General features: G+C 72.1%; 23 protein-coding genes. 15 read left to right on the plus strand and 8 right to left on the minus strand.

Annotated elements, in window-relative coordinates:
* Positions 1–23: 23 nt before the first annotated feature.
* From IF99_RS0125770 to IF99_RS0125785, 4 genes are all read left to right on the plus strand, one after another.
* Complete coding sequence (locus tag IF99_RS0125770; RefSeq protein ID WP_030999883.1) at positions 24–833, plus strand: ABC transporter permease; 810 nt, start codon at positions 24–26, stop codon at positions 831–833.
* The gene (locus tag IF99_RS0125775) at positions 826–1674 is read left to right on the plus strand and encodes an ABC transporter permease (RefSeq protein ID WP_030999885.1); all 849 of its coding nucleotides are present in this window, start codon (positions 826–828) and stop codon (positions 1672–1674) included. The genes IF99_RS0125770 and IF99_RS0125775 overlap by 8 nt, the downstream gene beginning before the upstream one ends.
* Before the next feature lie 143 nt (positions 1675–1817).
* Positions 1818–2807 carry an ABC transporter ATP-binding protein gene (locus IF99_RS0125780; protein WP_030999887.1) on the plus strand — a complete coding sequence of 330 codons (990 nt, stop codon included), beginning with the start codon at positions 1818–1820 and terminating at the stop codon, positions 2805–2807.
* A 51-nt stretch (positions 2808–2858) separates the two neighbouring features.
* The gene (locus IF99_RS0125785) at positions 2859–3530 is read left to right on the plus strand and encodes a DUF1707 SHOCT-like domain-containing protein (RefSeq protein WP_030999889.1); all 672 of its coding nucleotides are present in this window, start codon (positions 2859–2861) and stop codon (positions 3528–3530) included.
* 94 nt (positions 3531–3624) lie between these two features.
* Here IF99_RS0125785 and IF99_RS0125790 read toward each other — a convergent pair whose 3' ends face one another.
* Positions 3625–4950, minus strand: a complete 1326-nt coding sequence (locus IF99_RS0125790) for an SGNH/GDSL hydrolase family protein (protein WP_030999891.1) — start codon at positions 4948–4950, stop codon at positions 3625–3627.
* A gap of 364 nt (positions 4951–5314) precedes the next feature.
* Here IF99_RS0125790 and IF99_RS0125795 point away from each other — a divergent pair, with 364 nt between their 5' ends.
* Both IF99_RS0125795 and IF99_RS0125800 read left to right on the plus strand, forming a co-directional pair.
* Positions 5315–6886: a DUF445 domain-containing protein gene (locus IF99_RS0125795; RefSeq protein ID WP_030999893.1), complete on the plus strand. Its 1572-nt coding sequence runs from the start codon at positions 5315–5317 to the stop codon at positions 6884–6886.
* A gap of 361 nt (positions 6887–7247) precedes the next feature.
* Entirely contained in the window at positions 7248–8750 is a 1503-nt protein-coding gene (locus IF99_RS0125800; RefSeq protein WP_030999895.1) for an MFS transporter, read from the plus strand.
* On the opposite strand, the gene IF99_RS0125805 is transcribed toward IF99_RS0125800, so the two are convergent.
* The gene (locus IF99_RS0125805) at positions 8729–10558 is read right to left on the minus strand and encodes a discoidin domain-containing protein (RefSeq protein WP_234340852.1); all 1830 of its coding nucleotides are present in this window, start codon (positions 10556–10558) and stop codon (positions 8729–8731) included. The two genes, IF99_RS0125800 and IF99_RS0125805, sit on opposite strands and share 22 nt — an antisense overlap.
* A gap of 366 nt (positions 10559–10924) precedes the next feature.
* On the opposite strand from IF99_RS0125805, the gene IF99_RS0125810 reads away from it, so the two are divergent.
* Positions 10925–11233, plus strand: a complete 309-nt coding sequence (locus tag IF99_RS0125810; protein ID WP_030999899.1) for a hypothetical protein — start codon at positions 10925–10927, stop codon at positions 11231–11233.
* A gap of 82 nt (positions 11234–11315) precedes the next feature.
* Here IF99_RS0125810 and IF99_RS34145 read toward each other — a convergent pair whose 3' ends face one another.
* Complete coding sequence (locus tag IF99_RS34145; RefSeq protein ID WP_158716656.1) at positions 11316–11459, minus strand: hypothetical protein; 144 nt, start codon at positions 11457–11459, stop codon at positions 11316–11318.
* Between the two features lie 196 nt (positions 11460–11655).
* Positions 11656–12042 (minus strand): hypothetical protein, encoded by a 387-nt coding sequence (locus tag IF99_RS34150; RefSeq protein WP_158716657.1) that lies wholly within the window; start codon positions 12040–12042, stop codon positions 11656–11658.
* A 1259-nt stretch (positions 12043–13301) separates the two neighbouring features.
* Between IF99_RS34150 and IF99_RS0125825 the strand changes: the two genes are divergently transcribed.
* From IF99_RS0125825 to IF99_RS0125840, 4 genes are all read left to right on the plus strand, one after another.
* Positions 13302–14039 (plus strand): hypothetical protein, encoded by a 738-nt coding sequence (locus tag IF99_RS0125825; RefSeq protein WP_030999903.1) that lies wholly within the window; start codon positions 13302–13304, stop codon positions 14037–14039.
* A gap of 114 nt (positions 14040–14153) precedes the next feature.
* Positions 14154–15587 (plus strand): hypothetical protein, encoded by a 1434-nt coding sequence (locus IF99_RS0125830; protein WP_030999905.1) that lies wholly within the window; start codon positions 14154–14156, stop codon positions 15585–15587.
* Positions 15584–17407, plus strand: a complete 1824-nt coding sequence (locus tag IF99_RS0125835; RefSeq protein WP_030999915.1) for a DEAD/DEAH box helicase — start codon at positions 15584–15586, stop codon at positions 17405–17407. The genes IF99_RS0125830 and IF99_RS0125835 overlap by 4 nt, the downstream gene beginning before the upstream one ends.
* A 136-nt stretch (positions 17408–17543) precedes the next feature.
* Positions 17544–18893, plus strand: a complete 1350-nt coding sequence (locus IF99_RS0125840; RefSeq protein WP_030999917.1) for a DNA cytosine methyltransferase — start codon at positions 17544–17546, stop codon at positions 18891–18893.
* On the opposite strand, the gene IF99_RS32920 is transcribed toward IF99_RS0125840, so the two are convergent.
* On the minus strand, positions 18831–19310 hold the full coding sequence (locus tag IF99_RS32920; protein WP_078655279.1) for a very short patch repair endonuclease: 480 nt from the start codon (positions 19308–19310) through the stop codon (positions 18831–18833). The two genes, IF99_RS0125840 and IF99_RS32920, sit on opposite strands and share 63 nt — an antisense overlap.
* A 20-nt stretch (positions 19311–19330) precedes the next feature.
* On the minus strand, positions 19331–20395 hold the full coding sequence (locus IF99_RS0125845) for a hypothetical protein (RefSeq protein WP_030999919.1): 1065 nt from the start codon (positions 20393–20395) through the stop codon (positions 19331–19333).
* Positions 20396–20558: 163 nt separating this feature from the next.
* Between IF99_RS0125845 and IF99_RS0125850 the strand changes: the two genes are divergently transcribed.
* A complete protein-coding gene (locus IF99_RS0125850; RefSeq protein WP_030999921.1) occupies positions 20559–20837 on the plus strand; it encodes a DUF6412 domain-containing protein in 279 nt (92 codons plus the stop codon).
* A gap of 169 nt (positions 20838–21006) precedes the next feature.
* Positions 21007–21828 carry a YidC/Oxa1 family membrane protein insertase gene (locus IF99_RS0125855; RefSeq protein ID WP_030999923.1) on the plus strand — a complete coding sequence of 274 codons (822 nt, stop codon included), beginning with the start codon at positions 21007–21009 and terminating at the stop codon, positions 21826–21828.
* A 172-nt stretch (positions 21829–22000) separates the two neighbouring features.
* Here IF99_RS0125855 and IF99_RS0125860 read toward each other — a convergent pair whose 3' ends face one another.
* Together IF99_RS0125860 and IF99_RS0125865 are read right to left on the minus strand one after the other, a co-directional pair.
* A complete protein-coding gene (locus IF99_RS0125860) occupies positions 22001–22486 on the minus strand; it encodes a heme-degrading domain-containing protein (RefSeq protein ID WP_030999925.1) in 486 nt (161 codons plus the stop codon).
* A complete protein-coding gene (locus IF99_RS0125865; RefSeq protein ID WP_030999927.1) occupies positions 22483–23580 on the minus strand; it encodes a Gfo/Idh/MocA family oxidoreductase in 1098 nt (365 codons plus the stop codon). The genes IF99_RS0125860 and IF99_RS0125865 overlap by 4 nt, the downstream gene beginning before the upstream one ends.
* 68 nt (positions 23581–23648) lie before the next feature.
* Here IF99_RS0125865 and IF99_RS0125870 point away from each other — a divergent pair, with 68 nt between their 5' ends.
* Together IF99_RS0125870 and IF99_RS0125875 are read left to right on the plus strand one after the other, a co-directional pair.
* On the plus strand, positions 23649–24959 hold the full coding sequence (locus IF99_RS0125870; RefSeq protein WP_051703688.1) for an ROK family transcriptional regulator: 1311 nt from the start codon (positions 23649–23651) through the stop codon (positions 24957–24959).
* An 81-nt stretch (positions 24960–25040) separates the two neighbouring features.
* Entirely contained in the window at positions 25041–26102 is a 1062-nt protein-coding gene (locus IF99_RS0125875) for an alcohol dehydrogenase catalytic domain-containing protein (protein ID WP_030999931.1), read from the plus strand.
* Positions 26103–26131: the final 29 nt, after the last annotated feature.

Raw genomic sequence — 26131 nt, forward strand, 5'->3', positions numbered from 1 at the left:
ATCCGCACCGAAAGAGAGGTGTCGTGCGCACCGTCCGGCTCTACGCGGCAGTCGCCGCCGGTGGTTTCCGCCGCTATGCGACGTACCGCTGGGCGACTCTCGCGGGGGTGTTCACCAACACGGTGTTCGGCGTCATTCTCGCCTATACGTATCAGGCGTTGTGGCAGGAGCGTCCCCACCTCGGCGACTACACGCTTTCACAGGCACTCACCTACGTCTGGATCGGGCAGGCGATCCTCATGACCTCCATGGTCATGGGGAACGGATTCGAGGTCGAGCTGATCGAGCGCATCCGCAGCGGCGCCATCTCCGTCGACCTCTACCGGCCGGTCGATCTCCAGTCGTGGTGGCTCGCCGGAGACCTCGGGCGGGCGGTGTTCCACCTGCTCGGGCGAGGCGTCGCGCCCTTCACGGCGGGCGCGCTGCTCTTCGACCTCGCGGTCCCGGCCGATCCGCTGCGCTGGCTCTCCTTCCTCGTCGCGGTCGCGCTCGGGGTCGTGGTGAGCTTCGCGCTGCGCTACCTCGTGGCGCTCTCCGCCTTCTGGCTGCTCCACGGCGACGGGATCACCGGGCTCCACGTCTTCGTGGCGACCTTCCTGTCCGGGGTCTCGCTGCCGCTCAACGTCTTCCCCGGCCTGCTCGGCGAGGTGGCCCGCGCGCTGCCGTGGGCCTCGCTCGTGCAGGTCCCCGCCGACGTCCTGCTCGGTACGTACGAGGGCGGCGGGCTTCTCGGCGTGTACGGCTTCCAGGCGGGCTGGGCCGTGCTGCTGCTCGCCCTCGGCCGCCTCGTCCAGTCCGCCGCGACACGCAGGGTGGTGGTCCAGGGTGGCTGAATCCGTCCAACCCGCGGCGGTTCGGGAGCGGAGCGCGCTGCGCACCGGGCTGCGTGCCTACCGGCTCGTGAGCCTCATGTGGATGCGCTCGCTGCTCGCGTATCCCCTCTCCTTCGCGCTGAACGTCTTCGCGCAGGCGGCGATCACGGGCCTCGACTTCGTCGTGGTCCTGCTGATGTTCTCGCACGTCGACGCCCTCGGCGGCTACGGCCTCGCCGACTTCGCCGTCCTGTACGGGCTCTCCTCGGTCTCCTTCGGGCTGTGCAACCTCTTCCTCGGCTCGACGCAGCGGCTCGGCCAGCGCGTGCGCGACGGCACGCTCGACGCGCTGCTCGTGCGCCCCGCCCCCGTGTTCGCGCAGGTCGCCGCCGACCGCTTCTCGCTCAACCGGCTCGGGCGCACCTTCCAGGGCCTCGCGGTGCTGGTGTACGGGCTGAGCGCGGCGGAGATCGACTGGGACCCGGGGCGGGTCCTGCTGATCCCGTACGCGGTGGTGAGCGGCGCGGCGATCTTCGGGGCCGTGTACGTGGCGGGGGCGGCCTTCCAGTTCGTGGCGACCGACGCGGCCGAGGTCGAGAACGCGTTCACCTACGGCGGGCAGACGATGCTCCAGTACCCGCCGACGGTCTTCGCCAGGGAAGTGGTGCGCGCGGTGACCTTCGTGCTGCCGCTCTCCTTCGTGAACTGGGTCCCGGGCGCGTACCTCCTGGGGCGGCCCGCGCCGCTCGGCCTGCCGGCCTGGTGCGCCCTGCTGCCGCCGCTCGTCGCCGTCGCGGCGCTCGCCCTGGCGGGTCTCGCCTGGCGCGCGGGGCTGCGGGGCTACCGCTCGACAGGGAGCTGAGGGGCGCGGCGCCGGGGCCCGGCACGCCGCGCCCTGCCGGGACGGACACAACCGTGCCGCACCGAAACCGACCCCAACCGTGCCGCACCGAGACCGACACACCGTGCCGCGCCGAGTCCGGCGCGAGAGGAAGGAAAGAGCTGGTGGAGAGCGAGCACGGGGACGACGTCATCGTCCTCGAAGACCTGCAGAAGGAGTTCACGGTCCGGCGGAAGACCGCGTTCCTGCGGTACGAGAAGCGGGCGGTGCGGGCCGTGGACGGCATCTCGTTCCGGGTGCGGCGCGGCGAGATGGTCGGGTACATCGGGCCGAACGGCGCGGGCAAGTCGACGACGATCAAGATGCTCACCGGCATCCTCACGCCCTCGGGCGGCCGGCTGCGGGTCGCGGGCTTCGACCCCTCGCGGCAGCGGCTCTCGCTGACGCGGCGGATCGGGGTCGTCTTCGGGCAGCGCACGACGCTGTGGTGGGACCTGCCGCTCATCGACTCGTACCGCCTCATGCGGCACCTGTACGACGTGCCGCTCGGGCGGTACCGCGAGACGCTCGACCGCTGCGTGGAGCAACTGGAGCTGGCGGACCTGCTGGACGTGCCGGTCCGGCAGCTGTCGCTGGGGCAGCGGATGCGCGGCGACATCGGCGCGGCGCTGCTGCACTCGCCCGAGGTGCTGTACCTCGACGAGCCGACGATCGGGCTCGACGTCTTCTCGAAGGCGCGGGTGCGCGAGTTCCTGCGCGAGCTGAACGCGGAGCAGGGCACGACCGTGCTCCTCACGACGCACGACCTCACCGACATCGAGCAGGTGTGCTCGCGGGTGATGGTCATCGACCACGGGCGGCTCGTGCACGACGGGGACCTGGCGGGGCTGCACGCGCTGGGCGAGAGCGAGCGGATGCTCGTCCTCGACCTGGAGCGCGAGCTGCCCGCGGTCTCGGTGCCCGGCGCTCGTACCGTACGCGTTGAGGGGCCCCGCCAGTGGCTCGCCTTCCCCGCCGGGGCCTCGGCCGCGCCGCTGGTGGCGCGGATCGCGGCCGACTACCCGCTCGTCGACCTCTCGGTGCGGGAGCCCGACATCGAGGCCGTCATCGCGCGGATGTACGCGCGCGGGAGGAGCGACGCCGTCACCTCGTAGGGTGGGCGCATGACTGACGAGCGGGCCGAACCACCGCCCAGGACAAAGGACATGACCACAGCGCGAGCGGACGCCCCGCTCGCCGAGGGGGAGTTGCGCGCTTCGGACGCCGACCGGGAGCGGGTGGCCGAGCGCTTGCGCGAGGCGGTCGCCGAGGGGCGCCTCGACATGGAGGAGTTCGACGTACGGCTCGGGGCGGCCTACGCGGCCCGGACGTACGGCGAACTGGTGCCGCTCACGCGCGACCTGCCGGAGAGCGGCACGAGCGTGGCACCGGCTCCCGCGGCGGCGGGGGGCCGCGTGGGGCGGGTCGGCGCGGAGGCGACCTCGCGCGGGGCGTTCGCTCTCTTCGGCGGCTTCGCGCGCCGGGGCCGCTGGGCGGTCGGGAAGGTCTTCACCGCGTTCGCGATGTGGGGCGGCGGCGAGATCGACCTCCGCGAGGCCGATTTCGAGGACCGCGAGACGGTTCTGCGCTGCCTCACGATCTGGGGCGGGATCTCGGTCGTGGTCCCGCCCGAGCTGCGCGTACGGGTCTCGGGCGTCGGGATCATGGGCGGTTTCGGCGGCGACCAGCTCTTCGACGGCCCGCCCGGCTCGCCGCAGGTCACGGTGACGGGCTTCGCGCTGATGGGCGGGGTGAACGTGCAGCGCAAGCAGCGCAAGGGCGAGAAGCGCAGGCTCAAGGAGGAGCGGAAGCGGAGGGAACTGGACGCGGAGGACTGAGAGCGGGGACGTTCCGCTCAGCGGGGCGGGACTTCCCGGCGGCTCCGCCCCGGCCCCGGCCGTCGAGCGCGGGACGGGGTGGACGCGGCGTCCCTCAGAGCTGCGCCGGCGCCGCGCCCCTCAGGTCCGCCAGGTTCACCGTCTCGGCCATCCGCTGGTATCCGGCGTCGTTGAGGTGGAGGTGGTCGCCGGAGTCGTGGGCGGGGGCCAGACGGCTGGGGCGGGCCTGGTCCCGCAGCGTCCGGTCGAAGTCGGCGTACGCGTCGAAGACGCGCCCCGAGCGGATCTGTGCGTTGACCGCCTGCCGGGTCTGCTCGCCGCGGAGCGTGAAGCCCCGGTGCCCCTCGAAGGGCATGAGCGTCGCGCCGATGACGTGCAGGCCCTTGGCGTGCGCCCGCGCGGTCAGCTCGCGCAGCCCGGCGACGATCCGCCCGGCGTCGTACTGCTGCGGGGCCCGGAGGATGTCGTTGATGCCGAGGTCGACGAAGACGGCCTTCACACCGGAGCGGCCGAGGACGTCGCGGTCGAAGCGGTCGAGCGCGGCCGGGTTGTCGGCGGGGCGGCCCGCACCGGCGAGCAGGACGCGGTTGCCGCTGATCCCCGCGTTGACGACGCTGTAGCGCGGGGCGCCCTGCTCGTTCGCGAGGCGGCGGGCGAGGCGGTCGGGCCAGCGGTGGTTGGCGCCGGAGGTGGAGCGGAGCCCGTCGGTGAGCGAGTCGCCGAGCGTGACGAGGGTCCCGGCGAGGCGGTGGCTGAGGACGTCCACGGCGGTGACGTACCGCCAGTAGGAGGACTGCGCGGTGTACGCGGCGCCGTCCGGGTCCCTCGTGCGGTCGCCCTCGGCGAGGTAGCTGGTCTGGCGGGCCTGCGCGTGGAAGGTGACGGGGCCGCTCGCGAGCGGCGAGTACGTCGTGACGAGGAGGTCCGCGTCGCCGGGGACGCTCATCCGCACCGCGTCGCTCACCCGCTGGCCGCCCGCTGGGATGACGACGGTGGTGGTGCCGCCGAAGGTGAGGCGGCGCAGTGTGCCCGCCGCGGCCGTGGGGTTTCCCGGCGCGGCGGCGAGGGCGACGGTCGCGCTCGTGATCGAGAGGGGCTGCTGCCCGTACAGGTTGGAGAGGGTGACGCGCGTCGCCTCGCCGGCGACGGAGGTGTGCACGACGTTGCGCACCGAGCGGCCCGCGAAGCCCTCCATCAGGGTGCCGGGTTCGGCCCCGCTCGGCGGCGCCGACCACGTACCGACCCAGTTCCCCGACGAGGCCGGGGCGGCCGAGCCGCGCGCGGCGGGCGGGGCCGCCGTGACCGTGTCCTCGTCCTTGCTCCGCCCGGAGCCGGTCACGAGCAGGAAGATCGCGGTCGAGCACAGCACCACGAGGGCTGTGACGGCGGCGAGCACGCCATAACCGTGACGCTTGGTCATGTGCGGGGTTTCTCCTCGGACAGCGGGAGCCCGAGGCTCCGGTCGGACGATCCCATGATGCGACATGGGTGGGGGTGGCGCTGAGCACCCCCTTCGCCCCGAGAGACGCCGGAAATCGCAGATCCGTTCCCCTGGCGCACGGGAGAGGGAGAATGAGAACGGCCCCCACCGCCCCCGAAGCCCAGCTCCGGGCGGTGCGCCGGGGGCCGCGACAGCGGGCCGGGACCGGTCACGAGGGCGAGGGAAGGGCGGCGGGGCGAGGGGGACGCAGGGGGAGGGTGAGGCGAAAATCACGGGGGCGGGACCGGCGTCCGGAACGGAACCGGGCCCCGGATCGGGAACGGCATCGGGAGCGGAGGACGGCATGGGCGGAGCTGCTGGGGGGCCGACGGGCGACGGCGGCACGGGGCCGGCGGGGAGCCGGGGGTCCGGGGACGGGACGGAGCCCGGCGGCGGGACGGGGGTGGGTGGCCGTACGGGGGCGGGCGGGCCTGTGCGGCCGGACGCGCCTGCGGGACCGGACGCTCCGTCACCCGAGGTCACTTCCTCGCCCGATGCCGCCCCGTCCCCTGACGGCGCCCCCTCACGCACAGGCTCCGCGACGGCCACCGGCGGCCCGTCCCGCAAGGGCTCCGTGGGCTCCGTCGCACGCGCGCTCGGCGGTGCCCGCAGCCCCGTCGATCTCACCCCCGCCGACCTGGAGAAGCGCCGCGGCGTGCGGCGCATGAAGTCCTTCGCGCTCGGGCTGCTGCTCTTCGTCGCGGTCGTCTACGCGCTCGCGACGTGGCTCGGACACCGGAACGCGGGCGCCTGGACCGGATACGTCGCCGCGGCGGCCGAGGCGGGGATGGTCGGCGCGCTCGCCGACTGGTTCGCCGTTACCGCGCTCTTCCGGCACCCGCTCGGGCTGCCGATCCCGCACACCGCGATCATCCCGCAGAAGAAGGACCAGCTCGGGGCCGCGCTCGGCGGCTTCGTCGGCGAGAACTTCCTCTCCGGTGATGTCGTACGGGACCGGCTGCGCGGTATCGGCATCGGGCACCGCCTCGGCGAGTGGCTCGCCGAGCCCGCGCACGCCGACCGCGTGACGGCCGAGGCGGCGACGGCGCTGCGCGGGGCCCTCACGGTGCTGCGGGACAGCGACGTGCAGGCCGTCGTCGGCGAGGCGATCACGCGGCGCGCGAAGAACGCGGAGGTCGCGCCCTCGCTCGGGCGGCTCCTGGAGCGGCTGGTGGCCGACGGCGGGCACCGCAAGCTCGTGGACCTCGTGTGCGTGCACGCGCACGACTGGCTCGTGACCCACCGGGACTCCGTCATGGACGCGGTGCAGGGCGGGGCGCCCGGCTGGACCCCCCGCTTCGTGGACAAGCGCATCGGGGAGCGCGTGTACAAGGAACTCCTCCGCTTCGTCACCGAGATGCGCGACATGCCGGACCACCCCGCGCGCGGCGCCGTCGACCGCTTCCTCGCGGACTTCGCCGGCGACCTCCAGGCCGACGGCCCGACCCGCGCCCGCGTCGAGCGCCTCAAGAACGACATCCTGGGCCGCGCCGAGGTGCAGGACCTCATCGCGACGGTGTGGGGCACGGTGCGCGGCATGATGGTCGCCGCCGCCGAGGACGAGCGCAGCGAACTGCGCCTGCGCGCCCGTACCGCGCTCCTCTCGCTCGGCAGCCGCCTGAGCGCCGACGACCGGCTGCGCGCCAAGGTCGACGGCTGGGTCGAGGGCGCCGCGGTCTACATCGTCTCGACGTACCGCACCGAGATCACCTCGCTCATCACCGACACGGTCGCGGGCTGGGACGCCGAGCACACCTCGCGCAAGATCGAGGCGAACATCGGTCGCGACCTGCAGTTCATCCGCATCAACGGCACGGTGGTCGGCTCGCTCGCCGGCCTCGTGATCTACACGGTCTCGCACGCCCTCGGCGCCTGACCGGCCGCCGCGGTGAGGGGCGGAGCCGCTCCCTCCGCCCCTCACCGCCCTGTGTTCGGACGTCCCGGTGACCGGTGAGTCCCTGTCCGCCCCTGCCCCAACGACCCGCCGCCGCCCGCGCGCCCCATCGCCTGCCCGGCCCCGTCGCTGTCGCCCCCCCGCCGTCCCCCCCCCCGCCGCAGTCCCCACCCCGCCGCTGCCCCCGCGCGCCACGCGCCCCCGTCGTCCCGTGCGCCCACCCGGTCCCCCTCACCACCCGGTCGGCCGTCCCCGGCCCGTATGAGCGCGCGCCGCCAGGGCATCCGGCGAATAGTGCACCGCACACCCGTCGCGGTCGCCACTCACGAGGAGGTACCGGACCATGGCTCAGCCTTCCGAAGAGCCGGACGACGCGGGCGACGTCGCGGCCCCCGGGCACTCCGGGACCGGCACGATCACCACCTCGGTGCCCGCCCGTCTCGACCGCCTGCCCTGGTCCCGCTGGCACTGGATGATCGTCATCGGCCTCGGGACGGTGTGGATTCTCGACGGCCTCGAAGTGACGACCGTCGGCAACATCGCGAGCCGTCTCTCCGAGTCCGGCTCGGGCCTGCCGATCACGTCCGCGCAGGTCACCGGTCTCGCCGCGGCACTGTACGTCGCGGGCGCCTGCTCGGGCGCGCTCTTCTTCGGCTGGCTGACGGACAAGTTCGGCCGTAAGAAGCTCTTCATGGTGACGCTCGCGGTCTACCTCGGAGCGACCGCGATGACCGCGCTGTCCTTCTCGCCGTGGTGGTTCTTCCTCTTCCGCTTCCTGACGGGCTTCGGCATCGGCGGCGAGTACGCGGCGATCAACTCGGCGATCGACGAGCTGATCCCCTCGAAGTACCGGGGCCGCGTGGACCTCATCATCAACGGCAGCTACTGGCTCGGCGCGATCGGCGGCGCGCTGCTCTCGATCCTCGCGCTCAACACGAACATCTTCCCGAAGGACATCGGCTGGCGCCTCACCTTCGCGCTCGGCGTCGTGCTCGGCTTCGTGATCCTCCTCGTCCGGCGGCACGTCCCCGAGAGCCCGCGCTGGCAGTTCATCCACGGCCGCGGGGACGAGGCGGAGGGCCTCGTCTCGGACGTCGAGAAGGGCGTCGAGGCCGAGAAGGACGAGAAGCTGCCGCCCCCGGCGGGCGAGATCACGATCCACCAGCGCAAGAGCGTCGGCTTCGGCCTCATCGCCAAGACGGTCTTCGCGCACTACCGCAAGCGCGCCGTGCTCGGCCTCTCCCTCTTCATCGGGCAGGCGTTCCTCTACAACGCGATCACCTTCGGCTTCGGCGCGATCCTCACGAAGTTCTACGACGTGCAGAGCGGCCACACCGGCTACTACTTCGCCGTCATCGCCGCGGGCAACTTCATCGGCCCGCTCGTCCTCGGACGCCTCTTCGACACCGTCGGCCGCCGCGTCATGATCACGGGCACCTACCTCCTGCCGGGCATCCTGCTCTTCATCACCGCGTGGCTCTTCGACCGCGGCTCGCTCAACGCGACGACCCTGACGGCCTGCTGGTGCGTGGTCCTCTTCTTCGCCTCGGCGGGCGCGTCGAGCGCCTACCTCACCGTCTCCGAGGTCTTCCCGATGGAGACCCGCGCGATGGCGATCGCCTTCTTCTACGCGATCGGCACGGCCGCCGGCGGTATCTCGGGCCCGCTGATCTTCGCCGACCTCACCGAGTCCGGCGTCCCCGGCGACACGGCACTCGCCTTCTCGATCGGCGCGGGCCTCATGTGCGCGGCGGGCCTCGTCGCGGCCTTCCTCGCGGTCGACGCGGAGGGCCGGGGCCTGGAGGACATCGCGAAGCCCCTCTCTCAGACGGAGCAGGCGGCGTAGGGGGAAGGGGGACTGGTCCGGGGGCGGTGCTCATGGGGCGGGGCGGGGGGGGGGGGGGGGGGGGCCCCCCCCCCCCCCCCCCCCCCCCCCCCCCCCCCCCCCCCCCCCCCCCCCCCCCCCCCCCGCACCCGCACGTAGCGCGTCTGCGCCGTCGAGGCGAGCATGATCGTGACGCTGTTGGCGTCCTTGGCCGGGTCGAACACGCGGCCGGCGGGGGCGGAGAGCGAGGTGAAGGCGGCACCGCCGGCGGAGCCGAGCACCTCGACGGTCTGGGTCCGCCTCGCCCAGGCCGCGTCGGGCGGCAGGGAGAGTACGAGCCTGCGCACGGGCCTGCTCTGCCCGAGATCGACCTGAATCCACTGGGGGAAGCTGTTGTTGGGGCTCTCCCAGTACGAACGCGCGTCACCGTCCACGGCGTTGCCCGGCGCGTAGTCCTGCGTCTGGCCGCTGGCCGTCGCCGTGCGGCGCAGGGCGAGGTCACCGGTGGGGAGTCCGGGCTCGCCGCCGTCCCCGACGACGGTCGGCGTGGGCCGCTTCTCGGTGAGCGGGATCTCTCCCCTGAGCAGCTTCCCGCCGTCGCCCGTGAGCCGCAGGTAGTAGTCCGAGGAGCACGGCGTGCCGTCCTCGTCGAGCGCCTTGATCCCGGACCCGGCCGGTACGTCCGCGGCCGTGGCGGCGGTCTTCGCGATCTGGTTGGCCTCGTTGTACTCGTCGAACATCGAGACGTAGATGCCCTGCACCCCGACGCGCTTCATGTTGTAGAACTGCCGCCACATGAAGTCCCCGTGGGACCGTGCCCCGCCCTGGAGGTCGCCCGGCAGGACGCACGGCTGGTAGTCCACGCCGTGCGCGGTGCAGTCGGCCTGGTCGGGGGTGTTGACGTTCGCGTAGAAGTTGTCGGCGTCGGCGACCGAGCCGATGCGTCCCACCATCCACGGCGAGAGCATGTCGAAGGCGTGGTACACGTCCATGTACCCGGCGCGCGAGTCCTCGACGCCGCGCCGCCAGTGCGTCGGCACGCCTCCCATCACGTAACAACCCTGCGCCTTGAACCAGTTCACGACGTCGAGGCAGGCCTCGGCCGACCACGTCTTGTTGGGCTCGTTGAAGCCGAAGCCCCAAATCCCCACGACCGGCTTGCCGTTCTGGTGCGCGTATGCCGAAGACGCCGTGTGCGCCCTCATCTTGTCCAGCCAGTCGGCCTTCATCTCCGGCTGCATGTTCGTCCAGCCGGTGGCGTCGTACATGACATAGAACTTGCGCCCGTGCTTCTCGGCCGCGAGCCGCACCTTCTGCGCCATCGCGTCGCGCGTCGCGCCCTCGCCCCCGTTGGGGTTGAAGCGCTGGAGCGCGGCGGTGTCGATCCCGTACTCGCGCATCCACCGGAAGTGCGTGTCCACGGTCTGCTGGTCGTACGAGGAGAAGAGGTGCGCGGGCCTGCCGTTGCCGAGCGCGGGATACGCGCTGCGGTAGGTGTGCTCGTACTCGCTCACGTCGGGCCAGCTGACGATCGCCGTGTTGGCCGGGGACGGCGGCTGTCCCCAGTTCTGCGACCAGTGCCACCAGCCGTTGATGGGCGCGCCGTCGCCCGAGCAGGCGAACCAGCCCTGGTAGCCGACGGTGATCTTCCCGACGACGTCCCCGGGAGGCGAGGCCGCGGGCACGGCGGCAGGCGCCTCCTCGGCGGCACGCGCTGTACCGCCGACGGCGGTGACGGCCCCGGCGACGAGCGAGCCGGCGACGAAGGTGCGGCGGCGGAGGCCGGGGGAGGGAGCGGAAGGGTTTGCGTCCATGTCCATGTCAGCCATGTGGGTCCTCGCGGTGCGGCTCGGTGGTGGGGGAGGAGGTGCGGCGAGAGCACGCGGCGGCTCGGGCTCCGCGGGCGACCGTACGGCCGCCGGTGACCCGCCGACAAGACGGCGGCACGCAAATTCATGACGGCGCGCCACAAGTTACTGAGGAGCGATCGCAAAATCCCCGCGCGAACCGACCTCTGAGGGCCGCGCAAGCCCCGCCCGCCCGAGAGGCGCGCCCCATGTCCGGCTGCGGGCGCGCTCGGGCGAGCCGGCGGACGTAGGACGTACCGGGCCACCTTCGGCGCCGCGCCGCCCCCGGACTAATCTCGGACACTGAACAAAGCCGACATCCCCACCCACCGACCTGGAGGTCGCCCGATGCCCACCCTCCCCTCCGCCCCCATAGCCGCCGCCGGCCTCCTCGGCGGCTACGCCACGGCCCGCTTCACCAAGAACCGCCGCCTCGGCGGCGCGGTCCTCGCCGCCGCCGGCACGATCACCCACCTCCAGTGGCGCCGCACCACCACCCCCCGCACCGCCACCGCCCTCACCGCCACCTACCTCACCGCCTTCGGCGCCTCCCACCCCCTCGCCGAAAAGCTCGGCGCCTGGCCCTCGGTAGCCCTCGTCACCGCAACCACAGCGGGAGCGGCCTGGGCCCTCTCCGACAGGAGGCGCAAGGGCTGAGCGCTTCGGGGCGCACGCGGACGGGCGGGAGACCAGACGGTCTTCTGCCCGTCCGCGTGCCCCGGCACCCCGTCTCCGCGTGTCAGACGTCCGGGGGTGCGATGAAGCGCTGAGTGAACTCGATGGTCTCGCCGCGCAGTTCGACCGTCGTGATGATCGAATGGGAGCTCTGGACGATCGTCGCGGCGCAGTGTTCCCCCTGGGGCAGCGTTACGCCGTATTCCACGGTGCCCCTCCGTTTCTCTCCCTGGCTGGCGTTGCTGGCAACCCGCGCGGAATCGGACATTTTAGCCTTTCAGGATTCAGGTCGGTCTCGTGCTTTTCGCTTGGGGAGCGGGGTGTGAATTCCCTCGCCCTGGGGTCCTCTGCTTTTCCGTGCGGCTCCTCTCGGGAGAGATTTCGTGTGTCCGCCCGTACTTGCGCTAGCGGCGGCCCGCAGCGGTGGTGAGGAGCAGCCTGAGGCTGTCCTCTTCGCTGGCACCCTGCAAGGCCAGGGCGGCGAGGATGACGTCAGGGCCTTCGCGTTTCCGGGCGAAGGCCATGACGAGGCTGTCGGCCAGGGTTCCCTGGCCGATGGAGTTCAGCAGGCCCGTCGTCTCGCACAACTCCCCCGGCGTCAGGGCTTCCGCCGTGTCAAGGGCCAGACTGAGTGCCGCCGACTCGGAATACGCGGCTTCTTCGGTCGTCCCCTCGTCTCCCCTCCGGCTGAGCAGGCGGCGGACCAGGTGCCCAGTCGTCTGGTCCGCCGGGGGGAGCGTCGCCACCGACAGTGGATGGATTCCATCCTTCCGCTCTTTGCCCGCCGTCATGGTGGGGGGATTTGCGGGTGCTCGCGGGGCGGGGTCATGTTGCCGGTCCCTCCCGTGCGCGCCGACCGGCAACGCGGGTTGTTGCCCGGCTCGGGCAACGGGGCCGGGAGCGGTGGTCCGTGCGACTGCCGTCTGGGGTGCTGTGGTCTCCTCCTTGTCGGCCGCAGGACTGGGAGTGCCCTCCTCTCGGGGCGGGATGTCGAGGCCGGCCTGCCTGCATCGCTCCCGGAGTAGCCGGTTCTCCTCTTCGAGGCGGGCGCATTCCTGCTCCAGTCTCTCCTCCGCGACGGTCGCGGTAGCGGCCTTGTCGCGCATGCCGAGCAACTCGGTGAGGGAGGGGAGGGGGGTGCCCGGTCGGCAGCGTTGTTCCGCCAGGCTGTGCAGGGCCTCAACGAAGGGGGCGGAGGGAACGTGCTCGCCACTCATGTACCGCGAGTACTGGCCCTTCCCCACTGTCCCGTACGTCGCGCTCAGTGCCGCACACACCGCGAGGTCCTTGGTCAGTCCTGTGGCGTCGCTGAGTCCCCGCAGGGTGCGAGCGAGGAGCTGACGAGCCCGCGTGCGGGGTCTGGTGCGCTTCGTGCCCTTTCCCTTGCCTCTCTGTGCCGGTTCCCCGGGCTGTCGCCCGCTGGCGGCGGACGCATCCCGGCCTGGCGGGGACATGCGGCCTGCCCGCGCATGCGCCCTTTCCAGGGATGCGCGAGAAGGGGATGGGCTGCCCGAAGTGTGTGAGTGGGCTTTTCCTGGGGTTTCGTCCATGAATCCTCCCGAGCTGCAAGGCAATTGCGGGCACACGACTCCTGCTGAAGTAAGGCGCAAGCGTAACGCGCCGGGCCCGGGGCAAGTCACCTTTCGCCTCGGCTGTTTGTTGCCGAGGATCAGCCAACTCTTTCATTCAGCTAAATAGTTGCTACCTGGCGCGCAACCTCGTTTGCGGGTAGACGGGCAGTGCCTCTTTGGTGCATGGTGCTGTTTGTTCCGTAGTGCATGGTGCTGTTTGTCCCCCTGGCGCCGCGATCCGGCGGAATGAGCGGAAGGTGGCAGAGCATCCAGGATTGCTGCGGTCTGCGCGGGTGCTCACATCTTTATCCAGTGTCTGCACGTAAATGCACGTCCATTCGCCGGATGCGGAATTGATGGGAGCCCTGGGTGCCTCACGCTTGCGAATCCCGGGAAGACGGCCCGCGCTCTGCCTGTCTGGCCGAGGGTGTTTCCGTTCTGGCAGACGCACGTCCGAACTACCGGAGGAGAAGAGCAGGATGCTGTGCGGCAATGGAGTTCTTGGAGAGCTTCCCGACTGGCGTAACCCCGTGATCCCCGGGATGAGCCGGCCCGGCGGCCGGGTGCGGGTCGCGTTGTGGCTCATCTCGGTCGTGGGGGAGGGGCGTACTTTCACGAAGACTGAGTTGCGGTCGGCCTTTCCTGAGGAGTCCCAGATCGACCGCCGCTTGCGCGATCTGCGGGACTGGGGGTGGGTGATCCACAACAGCAGGGACGACGTGTCGCTGCGGCCGGAGGAGCAGCGGCTGGTGAAGTGCGGTGTCCCGGTGTGGATTCCGCACCAGGAGCGCCCGCGCGAGGTCGGTGCCAAGAGCACGCTGAACGCGGCTGAGCGCACCCGCATCATCAGTGCCGACGACCACATGTGCCGCAGCTGCGGCATCGCGGCCGGCGAGGAGTACGAGGACGGGTTCGCCACCGCGAAGCTGGTCCTCTCTCGTCGCGACATCGTGCACAGGGAGGGGCCAGTCACCACTACGCGGGTGACGCTGTGCGAGCGTTGCGCTAAAGGAGGTCTCTCGCAGACGGCGGACGTGGCCGGCTTCCTCGCGGCCGTGGAGCAGCTTTCCCCCCTGGAGCGGCGCGCCTTCTCCCGCTGGGTGGAATCCGGCAAGCGGGTCAGGGGCGAGATGGAACGCCTGTGGGGCTACTACGGCACCTTGCCGGCCGACGCGCGTCAGGAGATCCTGCACGATCTCACGAGCGGCACTGAGTAGAGCGGGCCCGAACCCCCGCTCGCGGGCGGCGAGAAGAAGCGCTCACCGTGAGCCCACGCCACCCACGAGCCGTATCCCCCTTCCCCTACGAACTGTGAGCAGAGAAGAGTGACCGTGCAGAAGGCATCCCAGCTCCCGCCGCGCGCCGAGGAGATCAGCCAGCTGATCAGGGAACGGCTCGCTGATGTGCGCACCAGCGGTGGCACGCGGGAAACCGTGACCCTCGAGTGGGGCAGCCAGCCCCTTCACGTGGAAGTCATCGATCTGCCCCTCGCCGACGTGTACTACAACCCGGATACCCACCGGATCAGGGCGCAGCGCGGTCACAAGCCGGAGCTGGACGCAAAGCTTGAGGCGGATCCGTACGGTGACGACGGGCAGCGGTATCTTGGCGAACTGCTCCGGGCCCTTCCCTCGGACCCGCAGAAGGAAGACCCGGCGTTCGAAAACCTGAAAAGGGATCTCGCGGAGTTCGGCCAGAACGACCCGGGCCTCGTCACCCACCATGGCGTCCTCGTCAACGGCAACACCCGGGCTGCCGCGCTGCGCGAGCTCAAAGCGTCGTCTATCCGCGTCGGCGTGCTGCCTGCCTCCTTCACGAGCGCCGACGTCAGCGCCGTCGAGCTCGCTCTCCAGCTTCGCAAGGACAACAAGCGGGACTACTCCTACATCAACCGGCTGCTCGCGATGGAGGAGCAGGCGGCCATGGGCCGCACTCCGGCGCAGATCGCCCGGGAGTTCCGGATCCAGGAGAAGACGTACTACCAGGAACGGTGGATCCTCAGCACGATCCGGGAGCTGATCGACCGCAGCACTACAGCCGAGGGCGCAAGCCTGCGGCTGGTCGACTTCGAGTTCGACCAGGAGAAGCTGAAGGAGCTGGAGCGGCTCTACAAGAAGATCTCGTCGGCCGAACCGGACGAGGCAGAGCTGATCAAGGAGCTGCGGCTCGCTGGCATCTTGCTGGACTTCTCGAAGACCGACGTACGTCACATCGACCAGAACTTCGTCAAGCAGCAGTATCTCGCGAAGACGCTGCCCCCCGTTCTGCGTGATCTGACCGGGGACAGCACGCCGGCCGAGGTCGCGATTCCCGGCCTCGGGGTCAGCGTCTCCGCGGCCTCCAGCCGGGTAGTCGAGGCGCGTGCGCTCAACGACCGGATCATCCAGTCCCTGGCCGCCCGCAAGGGCACGGTCCAGGTCAGCGAGGAACGGAAGACCGAAGTCGAGGCGGTGCTCACGGGTGCCAAGGCCGCCTTCGACGCCGCGATCGACAGGGCCGGCCGCGACGCCCGTATCCGCAAGCGCAAGCAGCTCGCTCCCGCCCGGCTCGCCGAGGCCAGCGCGTTCATCGACCAGACCACGGACGAACTGGTGAAGGCGCGTACGAGTCACAGCCTCGATGAGGAGGCGTTCGACGACGCGCTCGTCCATCTCCGCAAGTCGCTGACCAAGCTGGCCCGTCAGGCCGGCCGGGTGCCCGGGGAACCGGGCGACGGCGTCGCCTGGCTGCTCAGCGCGGTGACCGCTGAGGGCGGCCGTCCGTGACGGAGCACGCATCCCTGCACCTGGGCTTCGACGCGCAGCGGACGGGTGTGCTGCTACGGGTCCCTGAGCAGCGCCAGCGCGATCTCGTGCAGCTCTCTGGCCTGTTCGCCACGGGCAGTCAGCTGGATCTCTCGACGGCCCGGGTGGAACTGGACGACTTTCTCGGCCGCGTCCAGCACCTGGCCACCTGGCCCGATCCCGCCGGCGTGCGGTGGGCCGATGACCTCAAAGCGCTCTTTCTGGGCAATCATGCGGACGCGCAGCGCGTGCGGGAGCGCCTTGATGGCCAGGAGACTCCTGGCGAGACGACCGCCGACGAGGTGCCCGCCGTGCTCGGGCCCGACTGGGTTGCCGATGTCACGCCCTTCCAGCGACGTGACATCGCCAAGCTGCTCTCCCTCCACCACGGCGCCAATTTCAGTGTTCCTGGCGCCGGCAAGACGCGGGTAGGGCTCGCCGTCTACGCGGCCCAGCGCGAGCGCAAGAAAGCGGCGCGTCTCCTCGTGGTATGCCCCAAGTCGGCCTACGAGTCCTGGCGCTTCGAGACCGGCGTCTGCTTCCGTCAGAGCCTGCGTGTCCACACCGTGGGCGAAGGCGCGATGGACCCCTGGGCCGAGGTAGTCATGGTCAACTACGAACGCCTTGAGCGTTCGCTGCCTCTGCTCTCCGCCTGGCTCTCCGCCGAACCCTCGATGATCGTCCTCGACGAGGCGCATCGCATGAAGCTCGGTGTGCGCGGGACTTACGGGGCCGCCTGCATGGCGCTCGGCCCGCTCGCCCGCCACCGCCTCATCCTCACCGGGACCCCCGCCCCCAACGGCCGCAGGGACCTGGAGAACCTGATGGGCTTCGTCTGGCCAGGCCACGGGCAGCGTGCGGTGGAGGCCGCCGTCGCCGGGGGCGACCTGGCCCAGGCCAGCCAGGCGCTCCAGCCCCTCTTCACCCGTACGACGAAACGGGAACTCGGGCTGCCGCCCATGGACGTGCGGCTGCGTCTCGTGGACATGCCGCCGCTGCACAAAGAGATCTACGAAGCGCTGCTCGACAGCGGGACAGAGGCCAGGGAAGACCTGAGCGCCCTTGGCCGGACCGCGCTGCGCCTGCTCATGGCGGCGACCAGCCCGGCGCTGCTCCTTGAGGGCAGCAGCAGATACGAGCCGCTTGCCTACCAGCTGCCCCCGCTGGACATCCCCCGGCACAGTTCCCTGTACCGCCTGCTCCAGCAACTGCCGGATTACGAGCTGTCGCCGAAGTACGCGGAGGCCGTGGCGATCGTCGCCGAAAACGCCCGGCAGGGGAAGAAGACGCTGATCTGGACGACTTTCGTGCGCAGCCTCACCACACTGGAGCGCTTGCTCGCCACGTTCGGGCCGGCCTCGGTCTACGGTGGCACTCCCGACCGTGAGGAACAGCTGCGCAGGTTCCGCGAAGATCCCTCGTGCATGGTCCTGATCTCCAACCCGGCGACTCTCGGGGAAGGGATCAGCTTGCACCACACCGTGCACGATGCCCTCTACGTGGACAGGGACTTCATGGCCGGCCGCTTTTTGCAGAGCCTCGACCGCATCCACCGGCTCGGACTCGCACCCGGCACGGAGACTTCCGTGACCGTGCTGGCGGCGCGGGAGACCGTCGACGAGGTCGTCGCCGCACGGCTTGACCAGAAACTTGAGTTCATGGGTGCGATCCTCGACGACCCCGGAGTCCAGGAGCTCTCGGATCTGGAGGAGGAGCCCTCGGTCGCCGCCGGGCTGGACTCGGGGGACATGGCGGCGCTGCTGAGCCACATGAGCAGGGGGACGGGAGCAGAGGTGGGGTGAGCGGTAGGCTGCGGTGTGGTCTGCCGTCTGAGGCCGGCCACACCGCCTGGAGCTGGAGATTCCTCTGCTGTCGTGATCACCTTGTGCAGTCGCCCCTCCAGGCGGCTGCTCTGTGCCCCCGACGAGGAGTTCAGCCATGGCTGGCGGTTATCCGCGCCCGCAGTTCGAGGCGCCGCTCACTTCTGTGGAGATCTGCGCCGGCGCGGGCGGGCAGGCGCTGGGGCTGCACAATGCCGGTTTCGGGCACGCGGCTCTCGTGGAATGGGACGCGAACGCGGTCAAGACGCTCAGGACGAACTCCGTCAAGACCTTTGGATGGTCGCCTGAAAAGGCGGACGGGCTCCGTGCTATGGATGTCCGCGATTTCAAGGAAGAAGAAGAGTTCAAATCCCTGAAAAAGGCGGCTGACGCCGGGCGGCACATCGACCTCTTCGCCGGGGGCGTTCCCTGCCCGCCCTTCTCCCTCGCGGGCCGCCAGCTAGGACCGGACGACGAGCGAGACCTTTTTCCTGATGCCCTGGAGCTGATCGGCCTGCTCAGGCCGAAGGCCGTCATGCTGGAGAACGTTCGCGGCATCCTTGAGCCGCCGGAAGTATTTATTGAATACCGGCGAGAAATCCTCGAAAAGCTGAAGGGCCACGGCTATAGCGTCCCGGATATCCCTGCCGAGGCTTCACCCCGGATGCAGTCCAGGGCGATGCACCCGGTATGGCGCCGTCTGGACGCCAATAAGTTCGGTGTGCCCCAGCTCAGGCCGCGAGCAATCCTTGTCGTCTTCAGGGAAGATGTCGCCCACTTTGCTGATTTTCGCTGGCCCGTGCAGTCGGCAGAGGAAGCGCGGAGTGTCTTCGATGTCCTCCGTGAGGGGATGCGGAAGCGTTACGAGCCCTACTGGAACACGCGGCCGCTCGGAGCCGGAAGCCTCACGGGGCGGCAGGCGTTCGAGCGGTGGGAGGCGGCGGCGAGCAAGGCTGACGCGCGTGAGCTCAAAGTGGCCCCGACCCTCGTCGGCGGATCGCGCAAGCACGGCGGTGCCGACCTCGGCCCGACTCGTGCTAAGAGGGCATGGCAGGTCTGGGGGGTCAACGGGGAGGGGCTGGCCAACGACCCGTTGGACTGCGTCCCGGAGCGCGACCTCTTCCGTGACAAGGGCCCCATGCTGACCGTGCAACAAGCCGCCGCCATTCAGGGGTTCCCGGCGCACTGGACCTTCGAAGGCAAGAAGACCACCCGCTACCGGCAGGTCGGCAACGCCTTCCCGCCGCCCGTGGCGGAAGCGGTCGGCCGCGCGATCGCCGCGGTGCTCCGGCCAGGCGAGGGCGGGGAGGAACTGCTCAAGCCCTATGCGACCGACGGGGGCGCGGTGTTCCAGGTGCAGGCCACGGAAACCATCCCGGTGACCATGGACCCGGACGCGCAGGAATCACTTCTCGACGCCGCGGCGGGCAACAACCGTCGCCGCGATCCGGTCAGCGCACTCTTCTGAGGTCTCGTGCTCCCAGAACCGGAGCACGAGCCAACCCGCTTCGCGAAGCCTCTGGTCGGTGTCCCGGTCGCGCGTCACGTTGCGCACGACCTTCTCCGACCAGTAGCCCGCGTTCTTCTTCGGTGCCTGGTAGTGCTCAGGGCAGCCATGCCAGTAGCAACCGTCGATGAAGACCGCGACACGCGCCGGGCGGAAGACGAGGTCAGCGGTACGCCGCAACTCAGGGAGCGGGCGGGCGCACACCCGGTAACGCAGACCACGGGCGTGCACCAGCCGCCGGATCAGGAACTCCGGCTTCGTGTCCCGGCTGCGGATGGCCTGCATATTGCGGCGGCGGCCGGGAGACGAAGCCCACGAGCTGGCTGGCCGGCCTGGCCAGCCCTCGTCGTCCTCTCCGGCCCTGGCTTCTTCTGGCATGGCATCGAGGCTAACGCCCCTCACCCCGCCCCGTGGCACTCCTCGTAGCCCGCTTCGGCGCCGCACCAGCAGGGGGCTCCGGGGTGAGGGGGCCAGGGGGTTGCGAGGGCTCGGGTGGCGAGGGTGGTGGTGTAGAGGGGGAGGAGGGCCGGGGTGGTGGGGGTGGTGGATTCGGCGGCGGCGAAGGCCTCGTAGGAGGGGACCGTGGCGCGGACGATGCCGAGGTTCGGGATGCCCGAGGCGGCGAGGTCGCGGAGGGCCGATTCGATCGACGCCGTGTGGGCCTCGTAGGAGGGGTACTCCGTGGCGAGGGCCGGGTAGGAGGCGAGGAGTTCGGTCAGTTCCGGCTCCGGCCAGTGCAGGACCGCCACCGGGAAGGGGCGGGACAGGGCCGCGCGGTACGTGGCGAGTTCGGCCTGCAGGCGGGTGATCTCGGCGCGGAGTTCCTCCGGGCTGTCCGAGCCCAGGACCCACGTGCGGTTGGGGTCGTGCAGTTCGTCCAGCGGGACCGACGCGGGGTTCAGGGCGTCCGCCATCGTGTCCCACGCGTCGTGCTCCAGGCCCAGCAGGCGGCGGACGCGGTGCCTGCCGATGAGGAGCGGGCGTGCCTCGTACGGGGGCGGGGCGGAGCCGTCGAGGAGCAGCGCGACCGCCTCCTGGTACGTGGCGTGCGCCTCCTCCAGCTCGTCGTGCGCCTCCAGCGCCTGCGTCACCACGATCCACGGGCCCGGCGTGCCGGGCGCCGCCGCGCGCACGCCCGAGACGATCGCCTGGGCCTCCGCCTCGTGCCCGTACTCCCACAGGTTCGCCGCCTTCAGCGCGCGGATCAGCGCCGGGTCCTCCGGCGCGCCCGCGAGCAGACCGTCGTACAAGGCGCTCGCGCGGGAGCGGTCGTCCGCCAGCTCGAAGTGCGCCGCCGCGCGCAGGAGCAACTGCTCGGCGTCCTCCGGGTGGCGCTCAGCCACGCGTTCCAGGCGCTGGGCCTGCTCCAGGTGGGCTTCGCGGTCGCCTTCGCCCTGCCGCGCCGCGGGGACGGGAGCGACGGGCGGGGCCTGGGTGGTCTCGGCGGGGGTTTCGGGGCGCATGGCAACACGGTAGCGTCGGGCACGCCCCGAATGGAGTATCAACCGGCCGGGAACCTTTCCCGGCCCTCGTGCGTCTGGAGGGGTGCCGGGCACCGTCCGGCTCAGTTCCGGGGCCTGTCGCACGAACCGGGACCTGTCGCACGAAGGGGAGAGGGGGATAGGCGTGCCGCGTCTGCTCGCGCTCGTCCTGCTCGTCCTCGCGGGTTCCCTCGGCGCGGAGTCCGGGCTGCTGCCCGCCGCCGTCGCCGTCACCGCGGCGGCCCTCACCGTGTGCCTGCTGAGCGCCGCGCTCCGCGTGCCGCTCGTCGCGCCCACCGCGGTACGCACCACGATCCGCGAGCGCGCCCGCCGCACCGCGTTCCTGCCCCAGCGGGACCCCGACGCCTCCGGGCGGCCACGTCCCCGGGCCCCCGGCCGCCGCCTCACCGCGCCGGCCGGCTGACCCGGGCCCCTGCGCCCCGGGCCTCCTCGTCCCCCGTGCCTCTGGGCACCGGGTCCGCATCCCCGCCCGTATCCGTACGCCACCACGCGTACGAGGGTCCGCCGCGCCGCCGCACAGGTCCGCTCATCCCACCTGTGAGGTCCCCGGAGGACTCGTGTCCCTGTCTGCTTTGGCCCTGCCTGCTTTCCACTCGTCCGGCTCCGGCTTCTTCGGCCTGTGCGCCGGAGTGGTCGACTACCTCGCCGACCTGCTCCAGCCCCTCGCGGGCACCGCCGCCACCGCCGCCGCGATCATTGTCCTCACCGTCTGCGTACGGCTCGTCCTCCTGCCGCTCTCGCGCACCGCCGCGCGCGGCCAGCGGGAGCGTGCCGCGCTCGCGCCGGAGATCGCCGCGCTGCGCCGCGAGTACGCCAAGGACCCCGAGCGCATGGGGCGCGCGCTCATGGAACTGCACGCCACGCACGGCGTCTCACCGCTCGGCGGCGTCCTGCCGATGCTGTGCCAGCTCCCGTTCTTCTTCGTGCTCTACCACGTCTTCTCCAGCTCCCGCATCGGGGGCGAGCCCAACCACCTGCTCCCGCACCGCCTCCTCGCCGCCCCGCTCGGCGACCGCTGGGGCGACGCGCTCGCGCACGGCGGGCTCCTCGGCGAGCGCGGGCTCGTGTACATGGGGCTCTTCGCCCTCGTCGCCGTCGTCGCGACCTTCACCCTCCGCAGGAACAAGCGGCAGCTCGCCGGGGCGGACGCGCCCCTCGCCGCGGCCGGTGGGCAGGAGGTGCCCGGCGTCGGCGCGCTCACGCGGTTCATGCCGTACATGGCCTACTTCACGCTGATCAGCGTCGCCGTCGTCCCGCTCGCCGGGGCGCTCTACATCGTCACGAGCACGACGTGGAGCGCCCTGGAGCGGGCGGTGCTGTACCGGGAGCGGGGGACGGCGGCGGAGAAGGCGGGCGAGGAGGGCGGGGGCAAGGCGAAGGCGGTGGCCGCCTGAGCCGCCGTCCGCGCGGGGGGCCTGTGCGGGGCTCCGGGCACGCCGTACGGGGCTTGCGGACTCCCTCCAGCGCCACCACCCCGCCCGCTCCAGCGGCCTCCCGCCCCGCCGGGCCGCTCCCGCCCCTCACGCAGGCCCACGACGACCACCCGGCCCGCTCCCGGCCCGCCGCCTACCGCCGCGCCACGTACTCCTCCAGCGCCACCACCACCAGCGCGTGGTCCTCCACCTGCGGCAGGCCCGAGACGCCGATGGTGCCCACGGGGCCCGAGACGCCCCGGACCAGGACCGGGAGGACCCCGCCGTGGGCCGCGTAGCGGGAGGGGTCGAGGCGTGAGGCAGCCTCGAAGGTCGTGCCCTTGGCGCGGAAGCGCGTGCCGACGAGCAGGGAGCTCTCGCCGTACCGCTCGACGACCCTCCGCTTGCGCGCGAGCCAGTAGTCGTTGTCCGCCGTCGACCCCGGCAGCGCCGCGTGGAAGACCTGCTGGAGGCCGCGCCGCAGGTCGATCGCGACCGGGGCGCCGCTCTCGCGCGCGAGGCGGACGAGGGTGCTGCCCAGCTCCCAGGCGTCGTCGTGCGTGTACGTGGGCAGTTCGAGGCGGTTCTGCTGGGCGAGGAGGTCCGTGATCTCCTCGGCCGTGGCGGGGAGGGCGCTCATCGGGCCACCTCCACCGTGACGCCTTCGGCGGCCGAGCGGCGGGCCGCCTCGATGACGTCGAGCGCCGCGGCGGCCTGCCGGGCGGTGACCGGGTTCGGGGCGCCCTCGCGCAGGGCCGCGGCGATCGCCGCGTAGAAGGCCGGGTAGTCGCCCGGCTCGGTCGGGACGGGCTCGCCGCCGCCGGTCAGCGGGGACTCGCCCGCGCCGAGCCTGCCGAACAGCTCGGCCGGCTCCGTCCCCCAGGGCCGCCCGTCCCCGGGGCGTTCGCCGGAGCGGAGCGCGGCCTCCTGCGGGTCGAGCCCGTACTTCACGTACCCCGCCTGGGAGCCGAGGACCCGGAAACGGGGGCCGAGCTGCGCCGTTGTCGCGGAGACCCACAGGTGGGAGCGGGTGCCCGAGGCGTGCGTGAGCGCGAGGAAGGTGTCGTCGTCGGCCGCCGCCCCCGGCCGCCGGACGTCCGACTCGGCGTACACGCGCGTCACCGGGCCGAAGAGGGCGAGCGCCTGGTCGACGACGTGGCTGCCGAGGTCGTAGAGGAGGCCTCCGAACTCGGCCGGGTCGCCCGACTCGCGCCAGCCGCCCTTGAGCTGCGGCCGCCAGCGCTCGAAGCGCGACTCGAAGCGGTACACGTCGCCGAGCGCGCCCGTCTCCACGAGCTTCGCCAGCGTGCGGAAGTCGTTGTCCCAGCGGCGGTTCTGGAAGACGGAGAGGAGCAGTTCGCGCCGCTCGGCGAGGCTCGCGAGCTCGCGCGCCTCTGCCGCCGTGCCCGCCACCGGCTTGTCGACGACGACGGGGAGACCGGCTTCGAGCGCGGCGCGGGCCAGCGGGACGTGCGTCTTGTTGGGCGAGGCGATGACGACGAGCCCGTACTCACTCGCGCGGGCGAAGACGTCCTCGGGCGTGTCCGCGCACCGCACACCGGCGAACTCGGCCCGCGCCCGTGCGCGGCGTTCCTCGTCGCGGGTGACGACCGTGTCGAGACGCAGCCCCGGGGTCGCGTCGACCAGGGGGGCGTGGAAGACGGAACCCGCGAGGCCGTAGCCGATCAGGGCGACGGGGAGGGGTTCGCTGGGAGAAGAGGTCGGGGCAGTCATGCCGGTTACTTTCGCAACAGTGTTCAATAAGTGCAAGCACGCAGGGGGCACGGCACTAGAGGCGAGGGGTGAGCGGCGTGGCCGAGGGACCGCGGCGAACGGAGGGGCGGGGTGGCGTCCGGCTCGCCGACCTGCGCGGGCACAACACCGCGCTGGTGCTCGACCTCGCGCGCGGCGCCGGGAGGGAGGGGATCAGCCGTCCGGAACTCGCGCTGCGCACCGGGCTCACTGTGCAGGCCGTCAGCAAGATCACCGGACGGCTGCGGGAGGCGGGCCTGCTCACCGCCGCCGGGCGGCGGGAGTCCACGGGCGGCAAGCCGGCCACCGCGCTGCGGCTTGTGCGCGAGGCCGTGCAGGCACTCGGGGTGCACCTCGACAGGGACGGCGTGCTCGTCGTGCGGACCGACCTCACGGGCCGCGCCCTCGCGCGTCGGCGCGTCCGGCTCGACCTGGGCCGGGGGGCCGGGGAGGTGGTGGACCTCGTGGCGGGGGCGATGGCGGACGTGCTGGCGGGGGCGGGCGGGGGCGGCGAGGCGGGCGGGGGCGGCCCGTTCCGCACGGGTGGCGCGGACGGGGACGGATGGGCGGGCGGGGTGCCGGAGACGGGAGCGCGTCCGGCCGGGGGAGCCGGGGTCCGTCCCGCCCGCGAAGCCGGGGCCCGTCCCGCCGGGGAGACGGGCGGGGCGCCTCTTGTCCTCGGAGCCGGGCTCGCCGCGCCCGGCCCGCTCGATCACCGTACGGGCGTGTTGCACAAGGTCAGCGGCTTTCCCGGGCTCGACGGACTGCCGCTCGCCGCCGCGCTCGCGGAGCGGCTCGGGCTGCCCGTCGTGCTCGACAAGGACACCAACGCGGCGGCGCTCGGGCGCGCCCTCGCGGGCGACGCGCGCGCCTTCGCCTACCTCCATCTCGGTACGGGGCTCGGCGCGGGGCTCGTCCTCGACGGGCGCCTGTACCGGGGGCCGCGCACGGGGGCGGGCGAACTGGGGCACCAGGTCGTACGGCTCGACGGGCCGCCGTGCGTGTGCGGGAACCGCGGCTGCGTCGAGGCGCTGTGCCTCGCGGCGCTGGCGGCGGGGGACACGGGTGAGGCGGCCCGGGTGCTGGGCACGGCGGCGGCGAACCTCGTCGGACTGCTCGACGTCGAGCTGATCCTGCTCGGCGGTCACCGGATCGCGGCGGCTCCCGAGGCGTTCCTACGGGGCGTGACGGTGGCCCTCGACGCGCGCGCGAGCCGGACGGGGACGGAGCCGGTACGGGTGCGCGTGGCGGAGGGGGCGGGCGCGGCGGAGGCGGCGGGAGGCGGTGACCAGGTGATCGCGGAGGGGGCCGCCCAGCTCGTACTGGCCCCGCTGTTCGGGCGGCTCCCCGCCGAGGAGTGAGGGCGCGGGCCCTGACGTACGGTGGCTCCCACCACCACACAAAGGCGGTCGAAACGGGCGGGGGAGAGCGGAGCGTCCCCCATGCGTGCCCTGCGGCTGTACGGAGCACACGACGCGCGGATCGACGAGATCCCCGAGCCCGCACCGCGGCCCGGGACCGTCAAGGTCAAGGTCGCGTGGTCCGGGATCTGCGGCTCCGATCTGCACCAGTACGCGCGTCCCGCCTTCCCCGCCGACTTCGTGCACCCGCTCTTCGGCGAGCCGGGGCCCTTCGTGCTCGGGCACGAGTTCTCGGGGCGCGTCGTCGAGGTGGCCCCGGACGTGGAGGACGTGCCGCTCGGGGCGCTCGTCGCCGTGGAGCCGCTCCTCGCGGACGGGACGTGCGCGGCGTGCCTGCGCGGGGACTACAACCTCTGCGCGCGCTTCGGGTTCATCGGGCTGATGGGCGGGGGCGGCGGGATGTCGGAGTACGTCGTCGTGCCGGCCGCGAAGGCGCACGTCCTGCCCCCGGGCGTGGACGCCGGGACGGGCGCGCTCGTCGAACCGCTCTCCGTCGCCTGGCACGCGGTGCGCCGCGGCGGGCTCGGCACCGGCGGCACGGCGCTCGTGGTGGGCGCGGGCCCGGCGGGGCTCGGGCTGCTGCTCACCGCGCGGGCGCGGGGGGCGGGCTTCGTGGCGGTGAGCGAGACGAGCCCGAGACGCAGGCGGCTCGCCGCCGAACTGGGCGCCGACCTGGTGCTCGACCCGGGCCGGGAGGACGTCGTCGCACGGGTACGGGCCACGGTACCGGGCGGCGTGGACGCGGGCTTCGAGGCGAGCGGGGCCGGGCGCCCGGCGGTCGCCGCGCTGCTCGGCTCGGTCCGCAAGGGCGGTACGGCGGTGACGGTCACCCAGGGCCGCGCGACCGCGTTCGACCCGAACCTGCTGATGCTCGCCGAGATCGACTACACCGGCAGCTTCGCGTACAACGGCCCCGACTTCCCGGCGGTCATCGCGGCGCTCGCGGACGGACGGCTGCGCACGGAGGGCCTCGTCTCGGACCGGCTGCGCCTCGACGAGGTGCGGGAGAAGGGGTACGAGGAACTGCTCGCGAACGCGGAGGGGCACGTGAAGATCCTGGCGGGGGTCGACCCGGGTGCGTGAGCGGGGCGGGGGTGTGCCGGGGCGGGGGG

The organism is Streptomyces sp. NRRL F-5630 (genome assembly GCF_000719475.1).
Lineage (GTDB): Bacteria > Actinomycetota > Actinomycetes > Streptomycetales > Streptomycetaceae > Streptomyces.